At 67.8% G+C, this 9,979-nt stretch carries 10 protein-coding genes and 1 rRNA gene; all 11 read left to right on the forward strand.

What is annotated here, in order from left to right; genetic code table 11:
- Positions 1 to 6 precede the first annotated feature (6 nt).
- Positions 7 to 123: ribosomal RNA gene (gene rrf, locus E2651_RS36255) — 5S ribosomal RNA — on the forward strand.
- A 149-nt stretch (positions 124 to 272) separates the two neighbouring features.
- On the forward strand, positions 273 to 881 hold the full coding sequence (locus E2651_RS36260; protein WP_135335514.1) for a CDP-alcohol phosphatidyltransferase family protein: 609 nt from the start codon (positions 273 to 275) through the stop codon (positions 879 to 881).
- Positions 882 to 993: 112 nt separating this feature from the next.
- A complete protein-coding gene (locus E2651_RS36265; RefSeq protein WP_135335515.1) occupies positions 994 to 3,489 on the forward strand; it encodes a mannose-1-phosphate guanyltransferase in 2,496 nt (831 codons plus the stop codon).
- A gap of 89 nt (positions 3,490 to 3,578) precedes the next feature.
- Positions 3,579 to 4,475, forward strand: coding sequence for a DUF881 domain-containing protein (locus E2651_RS36270; protein ID WP_135335516.1), 897 nt, complete (start codon positions 3,579 to 3,581; stop codon positions 4,473 to 4,475).
- Positions 4,475 to 4,807 carry a small basic family protein gene (locus tag E2651_RS36275; protein ID WP_030794354.1) on the forward strand — a complete coding sequence of 111 codons (333 nt, stop codon included), beginning with the start codon at positions 4,475 to 4,477 and terminating at the stop codon, positions 4,805 to 4,807. Before E2651_RS36270 ends, E2651_RS36275 begins: the two co-directional genes overlap by 1 nt.
- Positions 4,808 to 4,812: 5 nt before the next feature.
- Entirely contained in the window at positions 4,813 to 5,652 is an 840-nt protein-coding gene (locus tag E2651_RS36280; protein ID WP_135335521.1) for a DUF881 domain-containing protein, read from the forward strand.
- A gap of 82 nt (positions 5,653 to 5,734) precedes the next feature.
- Complete coding sequence (locus E2651_RS36285) at positions 5,735 to 6,703, forward strand: FHA domain-containing protein (RefSeq protein WP_135335517.1); 969 nt, start codon at positions 5,735 to 5,737, stop codon at positions 6,701 to 6,703.
- 16 nt (positions 6,704 to 6,719) lie between these two features.
- Positions 6,720 to 7,463, forward strand: coding sequence for a MerR family transcriptional regulator (locus tag E2651_RS36290; RefSeq protein WP_135335518.1), 744 nt, complete (start codon positions 6,720 to 6,722; stop codon positions 7,461 to 7,463).
- 53 nt (positions 7,464 to 7,516) lie between these two features.
- Positions 7,517 to 7,990 (forward strand): bifunctional nuclease family protein, encoded by a 474-nt coding sequence (locus E2651_RS36295; protein WP_006123076.1) that lies wholly within the window; start codon positions 7,517 to 7,519, stop codon positions 7,988 to 7,990.
- 172 nt (positions 7,991 to 8,162) lie between these two features.
- Complete coding sequence (locus E2651_RS36300) at positions 8,163 to 8,786, forward strand: MerR family transcriptional regulator (protein ID WP_135335519.1); 624 nt, start codon at positions 8,163 to 8,165, stop codon at positions 8,784 to 8,786.
- A gap of 84 nt (positions 8,787 to 8,870) precedes the next feature.
- On the forward strand, positions 8,871 to 9,979 hold a 1,109-nt coding region (locus E2651_RS36305), incomplete at its 3' end, for a DNA polymerase IV (RefSeq protein ID WP_135335520.1).

The raw sequence follows: 9,979 nt of genomic DNA on the forward strand, positions 1-9,979 counted from the left end.
TAGTGTTTCGGTGGTCATAGCGTGAGGGAAACGCCCGGTTACATTCCGAACCCGGAAGCTAAGCCTCACAGCGCCGATGGTACTGCAGGGGGGACCCTGTGGGAGAGTAGGACGCCGCCGAACTATTTTTATAGCCGTGGCCCCTGGATTTAATTCCAGGGGCCACGGCTTTTTTGTGTTTCCGGTCCCGACCACCCCTCTGCATCGCCGGCTGACAACTGAGGGTAAGGTCAGGGGGCATCATCGGCTCATTTCCCACAGGAGGCCCCCGGGTGGAGGTCCAGGAGACACGTGTCCAGACGGACCGAGTCCTCACCATCCCGAACATCCTCAGCATGGCGCGCCTCGTCGGCGTACCCCTCTTCCTGTGGTTGATCCTCAGGCCGGAGTTCGGTGGTCCCAAGAGTGACCATTGGGCGCTGTTGGTGCTGATGCTGAGCGGCATCAGCGACTATCTCGACGGCAAGTTGGCCCGCCGCTGGAACCAGATCAGCAACCTCGGGCGGCTGCTCGACCCGGCCGCTGACCGGCTCTATATTTTGTCCACTTTGGTCGGACTCACGTGGCGGGAGATTCTTCCGCTCTGGCTGACCGCGGTGCTGCTCCTGCGCGAGCTGGTTCTGCTGGTGATGGTCGGGATCCTCAGGCGTCACGGCTATCCGCCGCCTCAGGTGAACTTCCTCGGCAAGGCCGCCACGTTCAACCTGATGTACGCCTTTCCACTACTGCTTCTCAGTGATGGAAGTGGCTGGATCAACACCCTCGCTGCTATTTTCGGATGGGCGTTCGCCGGATGGGGTACAACGCTGTACTGGTGGGCAGGGATCCTCTACGTGGTTCAGGTCCGCAGACTTGTCCGGGCGGACGCCACGGCCGATTGAGCTTGCCGATTCGGCAGCTGCGAGGCTTGCAGGCCCGTAACTGACATATGCGGGCCAATCTGGGCGGGCTAAGTCGGCTAGATCGTCGTCTATTGAGGAGGACGCTTCCGACATGAAGGCCGTCGTAATGGCCGGAGGCGAAGGCACTCGCCTTCGCCCCATGACCTCGAGCATGCCCAAGCCGCTCCTGCCCGTGGCCAATAGGCCGATCATGGAGCATGTGCTGCGGCTGCTCAAGCGGCATGGGCTCACCGAGACCGTAGTGACAGTCCAGTTCCTGGCCTCTCTGGTCAGGAATTACTTCGGCGATGGTGAAGAGCTCGGGATGGAGCTCACCTATGCCAATGAGGAGAAGCCACTCGGCACTGCTGGGAGTGTGAAGAACGCCGAGGAAGCGCTGAAGGACGATGCATTCCTCGTGATCTCCGGTGATGCTCTCACTGATTTCGACCTCACCGAGCTCATCAACTTCCACAAGGAGAAGGGCGCACTTGTCACCGTCTGTCTGACGCGTGTTCCCAATCCGCTGGAATTCGGCATCACCATCGTGGACGAAGAAGGAAAGGTCGAGCGCTTCCTCGAGAAGCCGACCTGGGGGCAGGTCTTCTCGGACACGGTGAATACGGGCATCTATGTGATGGAGCCCGAGGTCTTCGACTACGTCGAGGCCGATGCGTCGGTGGACTGGTCCGGTGATGTCTTCCCTCAGCTGATGAAGGAGGGCAAGCCCATCTACGGGTATGTCGCCGAGGGGTACTGGGAGGACGTCGGTACGCACGAGAGCTACGGCAAGGCACAGGCCGACGTGCTGGAGCGCAAGGTCGACGTCGAGCTCGACGGCTTCGAGATCTCGCCCGGTGTGTGGGTCGCCGAGGGGGCCGAGGTGCACCCCGACGCCGTGCTGCGCGGGCCGCTGTACATCGGGGACTACGCCAAGGTCGAGGCCGGTGCGGAGATTCGCGAGCACACGGTCATCGGCTCGAACGTCGTGGTCAAGACCGGGGCGTTTCTGCACAAGGCCGTTGTCCACGACAACGTCTACATCGGCGAGCACAGCAATCTGCGGGGCTGTGTGATCGGGAAGAACACCGACATCATGCGGGCCGCCCGTATCGAGGACGGTGCAGTCATCGGTGACGAGTGCCTGGTCGGTGAGGAATCGATCATCCAGGGCAACGTCCGCGTCTACCCGTTCAAGACGATCGAGGCCGGCGCCTTCGTCAACACGTCCGTCATCTGGGAGTCGCGGGGCCAGGCCCACCTGTTCGGTGCGCGCGGGGTGTCCGGGATCCTGAATGTGGAGATCACCCCGGAGCTCGCGGTACGGCTCGCCGGGGCGTATGCCACGACCCTGAAGAAGGGCTCGACCGTCACGACCGCGCGTGACCATTCGCGAGGCGCGCGTGCGCTGAAGCGAGCGGTGATCTCGGCCCTGCAGGCCAGTGCCATCGACGTACGCGATCTGGAGAACGTGCCGTTGCCGGTGGCGCGGCAGCAGACCGCGCGGGGCAGTGCCGGCGGGATCATGATTCGGACGACTCCGGGGGTGCCGGACTCCGTCGACATCATGTTCTTCGACGGGCGCGGTGCGGATCTGTCGCAGGGGAGCCAGCGGAAGCTCGACCGTGTGTACGCGCGTCAGGAGTACCGGCGTGCGTTCCCCGGTGAGATCGGGGATCTGCATTTCCCGTCGAGTGTCTTCGACTCCTACACCGGCTCGCTGTTGCGCAACATCGACACGACGGGTGTGGCCGAGTCCGAGCTGAAGGTGGTCGTCGACGCGTCCAACGGCAGTGCGGGGCTTGTGCTGCCGAGCCTGCTCGGGCGGCTCGGTGTCGATGCGCTGACCATCAACCCGGGTCTCGACGAGTCACGTCCGACCGAGTCCTACGAGACGCGCAGGTCGGGTCTTGTGCGGCTTGGAGAGATCGTGGCGTCGGCGCGGGCCGCGTTCGGGGTGCGCTTCGATCCTGTGGGTGAGCGTCTTTCGCTCGTCGACGAGAAGGGGCGGATCGTCGAGGACGACCGGGCGCTGCTCGTCATGCTCGATCTGGTCGCCGCCGAGCGGCGCAGCGGGCGCGTCGCGCTCCCGGTGACGACGACGCGCATCGCCGAGCAGGTGGCGGCGTATCACGGTACGCAGGTCGACTGGACGACCACGTCGCCGGACGATCTGACGCGGGTGGGGCGTGACGAGTCGACCATCTTCGGGGGTGATGGGCGTGGTGGCTTCATCATTCCCGAGTTCAGCAGCGTCTTCGACGGTACGGCGGCGTTCGTGCGGCTCATCGGGCTCGTGGCGCGGACGCAGCTCACGCTCAGCCAGATCGACGCGCGGATTCCGCGGGCCCATGTGCTGCGGCGTGACCTCGCGACTCCGTGGGCGGTCAAGGGCCTGGTGATGCGTCGCGTGGTGGAGGCCGCGGGGGAGCGTTCGGTGGACACGACCGATGGTGTGCGGGTCGTGGAGACCGACGGGCGCTGGGTGCTTGTGCTGCCCGATCCCGCCGAGGCGGTCACTCATTTGTGGGCCGAAGGGCCCGATGACGCATCCGCGCAGGCACTGCTCGACGAATGGTCCGCCGTGGTGGACAGCGCAGGTCGCTGACCGTCGGCGAGGGCCGGACGGCGCCCGGGAGGGGCGCCGTCCGGCACGCCGGTGGGGCCATTCGGAGGTAGCGCCCGCGACGTGCGACGATGTGCGGCATGCCGCAGCAGCCCCCCGTTCGGAGCACCCCCTCGCGCCCCCGGCGCCCGGACGCCTCCATGTCGCTGCTCACCACCGTCATGGACCACAGCCTGGACGAGGGATACGCGGAAGCGGCGGCCCGGAAGAAGGAGAAGGGCGACGCCGGCGTCCCGCGTCCGCTGCGCGCCAAGCTCGGGCTCGCGCTCGGGCTCGTACTCGCCGCCCTGGTGGTGACCGTGGGCGCCGCGCAGGCGCGGATAGCCGCTCCGGTCGTCGCCAAGGAGCGCGCGGAGCTCATCGACCGGATCGAGTCGGCGACTTCGGACGCGGACGAGCTCGAAGAGGACGTCGAGACGCTCCGCGACGACGTGAGCGAGCGGCAGCGTGAGGCGCTGAAGAAGCACGGCGGCAGCCAGGGCGAGTTGGTGGCTCTGCTTTCCGGTGCCACGGAGGTGCACGGGCCGGGCGTGAAGCTCGTCGTGGACGACGCGAAGGCAGCCGACCAGGGCGGTGGCGGACCGCGGGAGAGCGCCGGGTTCTCCGACACCGGACGGGTACGGGACCGCGACATGCAGCGGGTGGTCAACGGCCTGTGGCAGTCGGGCGCGGAGGCGATCGCCATCAACGACCAGCGGCTGACAGCGCTGTCGGCGATCAGGGCCGCGGGTGACGCGATACTGGTCGACAACAAGCCGCTGGTGCCGCCGTATACGGTGCTTGCCGTGGGGGACGGGCAGCGGTTGAGCACGAGATTCCAGAACAGTCGCGACGGTCAGTATCTGCATGCTCTGCAGGAGAACTTCGGGGTCAGGACCAGCATTTCCGCACAGGAGAGCGTCCGACTCCCGGCAGCACCGAGTGTGACCGTACGTACAGCAGAGCCGAAGGCAGGAAAGGGCACATAGTGATCGCCGTACTGGGCCTCGTCGTGGGAGTCGTGGCCGGATTGTTGGTCCGGCCCGAGGTTCCGGCGGTGGTCGAGCCGTACCTCCCCATCGCCGTCGTCGCGGCACTCGACGCGGTGTTCGGAGGCCTGCGCGCGATGCTCGACGGGATCTTCGACGACAAGGTCTTCGTGGTGTCGTTCCTCTCGAACGTCGTGGTGGCCGCGCTGATCGTCTTCCTGGGCGACAAGTTGGGCGTGGGCGCCCAGCTGTCCACCGGAGTCGTCGTGGTGCTCGGCATCCGGATCTTCTCCAACGCCGCCGCCATCCGCCGACACATCTTCCGGGCGTGACGCCGATGGCCACGGACGAGACGCCCGGAAACGACAACCGGCGCAAGGAACTGCCCGCCGAGGTGCCGAGCGCGCCCGTGGAGCCGGCGGACGCCGCGCCCGCGCAGGGCGAGCGGCAGCCATTGAAGGGCCGTCAGCGGCTGGTGGAGGCGCTGTGGCCGCCGCGTGTCACGCGCCCCCAACTCATCGTGGCCCTGCTGCTGTTCGTTCTGGGCCTCGGCCTGGCCATCCAGGTGCGGTCCAACAACGACAGCAGCGCGCTGCGCGGAGCACGTCAGGAAGATCTCGTACGCATCCTCGATGAACTGGATGACCGTACGCAGCGTCTGGAAGATGAGAAGCAGCGTCTGGAGGATCAGCGCACCGGTCTTGAGAACAGCTCGGACCAGGCCGAGGAGGCCCGCAAGCAGACGGTCGAGAAGGAAAGACAACTCGGCATTCTGGCGGGCACCGTGGCCGCGCAGGGTCCTGGCATCACGCTGACCATCGATGACAAGAAGGGGTCGGTTGAGGCGGACATGCTGCTCGACGCCATTCAGGAGCTGCGCGCTGCGGGGGCCGAGGCCATCCAGATCAATGACGTGCGGGTGGTGGCCAGCACCTACCTGTCGGACACGGACAGTGGTGGCGTGCGGGTGGACGGCCGCAAGGTCGGCAAGCCCTACCGCTTCAAGGTGATCGGCAAGCCGCAGGACCTCGAGCCGGCGCTGAACATCCCTGGTGGGGTGGTGCAGACTCTGGAGAAGGAGCAGGCCACCGTCACCGTGGCGCGAGCGGAGAAGATCGTGGTGGACGCCTTGCGACCCGCGAAGCGGCCTGACTACGCTCGGTCGTCCTCCCAGTGAGGCGGCGGCGCATGGGGGCCGTCTTCGGAGGGCATGAGGTTGCGGGGGGTCGGCGCACTGTAAGCGTGGTGCGTGGTGGAAACTGTTTGGCGGGTACGGACGTTGTGAGGATGTCTGGTACGCCGATGTACGCCGGTGTGTGCAATCAGGGTTCGTCCTGCCCCACGGGCGGGTCTGTTTCGGTCAAGGGGAATCGCCCGTGAAGTTGTTTGAGAAGTTGTTCGGCAAGCGCTCGCGTGAGGACAGCGGCAATCCCGCCACTGCCCGGCACCGTGCGCCGCGCCATGGAGACGCCGAGGGACAGGGCGGCGAGCGCCCGATGTTCCGCGACCAGGTCGGTGGACCGGGCGGTGACATTTCGGGCGGACAGGGCGCGTCGTCTGTTGACCCTGCCGGTCCGGGCCGCATAGGTTTCGGAGAACCGTCAACCTCAAGTACGGGTGGAGGGTTTACCCCCGATCCGTACGCGTCCAATGCCCCTGCGGGGCAGCCGCGTCAGGAGGATCCGTCCATGGCCCTGGTGTGTACGAGGTGCGGGAACCGCAACGCCGACGCGAGCCGGTTCTGCTCCAACTGCGGCGCGCCGCTGCGGGCCGGGGCCGCGCCGGAGCGTCCGTCCGAGACCACCTCGACCATCTCCATCTCGGGGCTCGAGGCGTATGACGCGGAGGTGACGGGGCAGACCGCCTCGCCCGCTCTCTCGCCGGAGGCCCAGGCCGCCGTCGACGCGTTGCCGCTCGGCTCGGCGCTCCTCGTGGTGCGCCGCGGTCCGAACTCGGGCAGTCGCTTCCTGCTGGACGGCGAGCTGACCACGGCGGGGCGTCACCCGCAGAGCGACATCTTCCTGGACGACGTGACCGTGTCGCGTCGCCACGTGGAGTTCCGTCGTGTCCAGGACGGTTCCTTCACCGTCGCGGACGTGGGCAGCCTCAACGGCACGTACGTCAACCGGGAGCGCATCGACTCCGTCCCGCTGTCGAACGGCGACGAGGTGCAGATCGGTAAGTACCGGCTGGTCTTCTACGCGAGCCAGCGGAGCGTCGGCATCTGACCCGTCAGGAAGGTCCATGCTTCAAACACCGAGGGGCGGTGCCGGCAACGGCACCGCCGCCGAGGACCGTCGGCTGATGAGCATCGGCGCAGTGCTGAACGCGCTGCGTGACGAGTTTCCCGAGGTCACGATCTCCAAGATCCGCTTCCTGGAGTCGGAAGGGCTCATCGAGCCCGAGCGCACACCGTCCGGTTACCGGAAGTTCGGCCCGCAGGACGTCGAGCGGCTCGGTCACGTCCTGAGGATGCAGCGGGACCACTATCTGCCGCTCAAGGTCATCCGGGAGCACCTGGAGGCCCTGGAGCGCGGAGAGGCGGCCCCACTGCCCTCCCTGGGGCATCCGAGGGAGCCCGGCGACGCCTGGGGCCCCGGTGAGGCCGAGGGGCCCACCGCGGCCCGCGTGGGCCGGGCCGAGCTGCTCGCCGCCGCCGAGGCCGAAGCGGAGCAGCTCGACGAGTGGGAGACGTACGGGCTCATCGCGCCGCTGCCGGACGGTGGTTACGACGCCGAGGCCGTGACGGTCGCCGCCCTGGTGGTCGAACTCGGCCGGTTCGGCATCGAGCCGCGCCATCTGCGTGCCATGAAAGCAGCCGCCGAACGTGAGGCCGGCCTGGTCGACCAGGTCGTGGCGCCGCTGCGCAGGCACCGTAATCCGCAGACCAGGGCCCATGCGGAAGCGCGTACGAAGGAACTGGCGGGGCTCACCGGAAAGCTGCACTCTGCACTGGTGCAGACCGCTCTAGGGGTGCGGTTGCCCTGACTCAGGGGGTGCCCGACTACCCAAACCTGCCGGGCACGTCCTAGGGTTGCTGTGTGAACGAGCTCGACGTCGTAGGTGTCCGGGTCGAAATGCCCTCCAACCAACCGATCGTGCTCCTGCGTGAAGTGGGAGGCGATCGGTACCTCCCCATCTGGATCGGACCAGGGGAGGCGACCGCGATCGCCTTCGCACAGCAGGGGATGGCGCCCGCGCGACCGCTGACCCACGACCTGTTCAAGGACGTGCTGGAGGCGGTGGGTCAGGAGCTCACCGAGGTGCGCATCACGGACCTGCGCGAAGGGGTCTTCTACGCGGAGCTGGTCTTCGCCAGCGGAGTCGAGGTGAGCGCCCGGCCGTCCGATGCCATAGCGCTGGCGCTGCGCACCGGGACGCCGATCTACGGCAGTGACGGGGTCCTCGACGACGCCGGCATCGCCATTCCGGACGAGCAGGAGGACGAGGTGGAGAAGTTCCGCGAGTTCCTCGATCAGATCTCGCCCGAGGACTTCGGCACCAACAGCCAGTGAACCGGTGCCTCCGGAGAGTTCCGGCGAACCATTCGGCTAGCCTTTCCCGGCGGTGAGGTACGGCAAACCACTCTTAGGGTGATTATCACTCGGCGTGCCGAGTGTGGCGATCGTTGACGAGCCCCTGGTGACTGCCTACCGTCGGGAAGGCAGGTCAAGGACGGAGGTCGGCGTGAGAAGCAGCGGCGACGGTACGGCGATGGGCGGACCGTATCCGCTTCACGGCAGCACGGCCGATCACTCTCCGAGGCGGCCGGTTGCGGTTCAGGGGAGCGGGGACGCCACGTCCGGACAGACCGAACAGGAACAGATCGGGTACCGAGGGCCGACCGCGTGCGCGGCCGCCGGTATCACGTATCGCCAGCTCGACTACTGGGCCCGTACGGGGCTCGTCGAGCCCAGTGTGCGGTCCGCGGGCGGGTCGGGGACCCAGCGGCTCTACAGCTTCCGGGACGTCGTCGTCCTGAAGATCGTGAAGCGGTTCCTGGACACCGGTGTGTCCCTGCAGAACATCCGGACCACGGTCCAGCATCTGCGCGACCGCGGCTTCCGGGATCTCGAGCGGATGACGCTCATGAGCGACGGCGCGACGGTCTACGAGTGCACGTCGCCCGACGAGGTCCACGATCTGCTCCAGGGCGGGCAGGGGGTCTTCGGGATCGCCGTGGGCGTCGTGTGGCGGGACGTGGAAGCGGCGCTTTCGCAGCTGCACGGGGAGCGCATCGACACCGGGGAGACGCTGCTGCGTCAGAATCCCGCCGATGAGCTCGCGCGGCGGCGTAACCGGGCCGTGTGAGGCGGTTGCGGCATCCCTGCCGGCCTGGGGGTTCGGGGTGGCGGTTTCGGGGCGTTGTCAGTGGCGTAGGGCAGCATCAGAGGTGTGAGAACCGCGCCCACGATTCTGCATCTCGACATGGATGCCTTCTACGCGTCTGCCGAGCAGGCCGCGAAGCCGAGTCTGCGCGGGAAAGCCGTGGTGGTGGGCGGGCTCGGGCCGCGGGGTGTGGTGGCCACGGCCTCGTACGAGGCGCGGAAGTTCGGTGTGCACTCGGCGATGCCCATGGGGCAGGCGCGTCGCCTTGCCCCCAATGCCGCCTATCTTGTGCCGCGCTTCGGGCTCTACCGGGAGATCAGCGAGCAGGTGATGGCGCTGCTGCGCGAGCTGTCGCCGCTGGTGGAGCCGCTCAGCCTGGATGAGGCCTTTGTCGACCTGGAGGCGGGCGGCGTGGCCGACGACCAGGCGTCGGCGCTGGCCGTGGGCGAGCGGTTGCGTGCGGACATCAAGGCGGTGACCGGACTCGCGGGGTCGGTCGGGCTCGCCGCGTCCAAGATGCTGGCGAAGATCGCCTCGGAGGAGGCCAAGCCCGATGGGCTGCGGCTGATAGTTCCGGGGACCGAGCGGGAGCTGCTCGCGCCGATGTCGGTGCGGACGCTGCCCGGGGTCGGTCCTGCCACCGGGGACCATCTGCGGCGCGGCGGGATCACGACGGTCGGGGAGATCGCGGAGGCGGGCGAGGACGAGCTCGTACGGCTCCTGGGGAAGTCGCACGGGAGCGCGCTGTACGCGATGGCGCTGGCGCGGGACGAGCGGCCCGTGGTGGCGGAGCGGGAGTCCAAGTCGGTCAGTGTCGAGGACACGTACGACGTGGACATTCACGACCGGGTGCGGGTCCGGGGTGAGGTGGCGCGGCTCGCCGATCGGTGTGTGGAGCGGCTGCGGGCGGCCGGGCACTCGGGGCGGACCATCGTGCTGAAGGTGCGGCGGTTCGACTTCTCGACGCTGACGCGGTCCGAGACGCTGCGGGGGCCCACGGACGACCCGGGGGTGGTGCGGGAGGCTGCCGCGCGGCTGCTGGAGTCCGTGGACACCACGGGGGGCGTGCGGCTCCTCGGGGTGGGCGTCACGGGGCTCGCGGATTACACGCAGGAGGATCTGTTCGCGCAGGCGCGGGCGCTGGCCGGGGACCTTGAGCGGAGGGAGGGCGAGGC

Origin of the sequence: Streptomyces sp. MZ04 (genome assembly GCF_004684775.1) — a bacterium.
Taxonomy (GTDB): Bacteria; Actinomycetota; Actinomycetes; order Streptomycetales; family Streptomycetaceae; genus Streptomyces.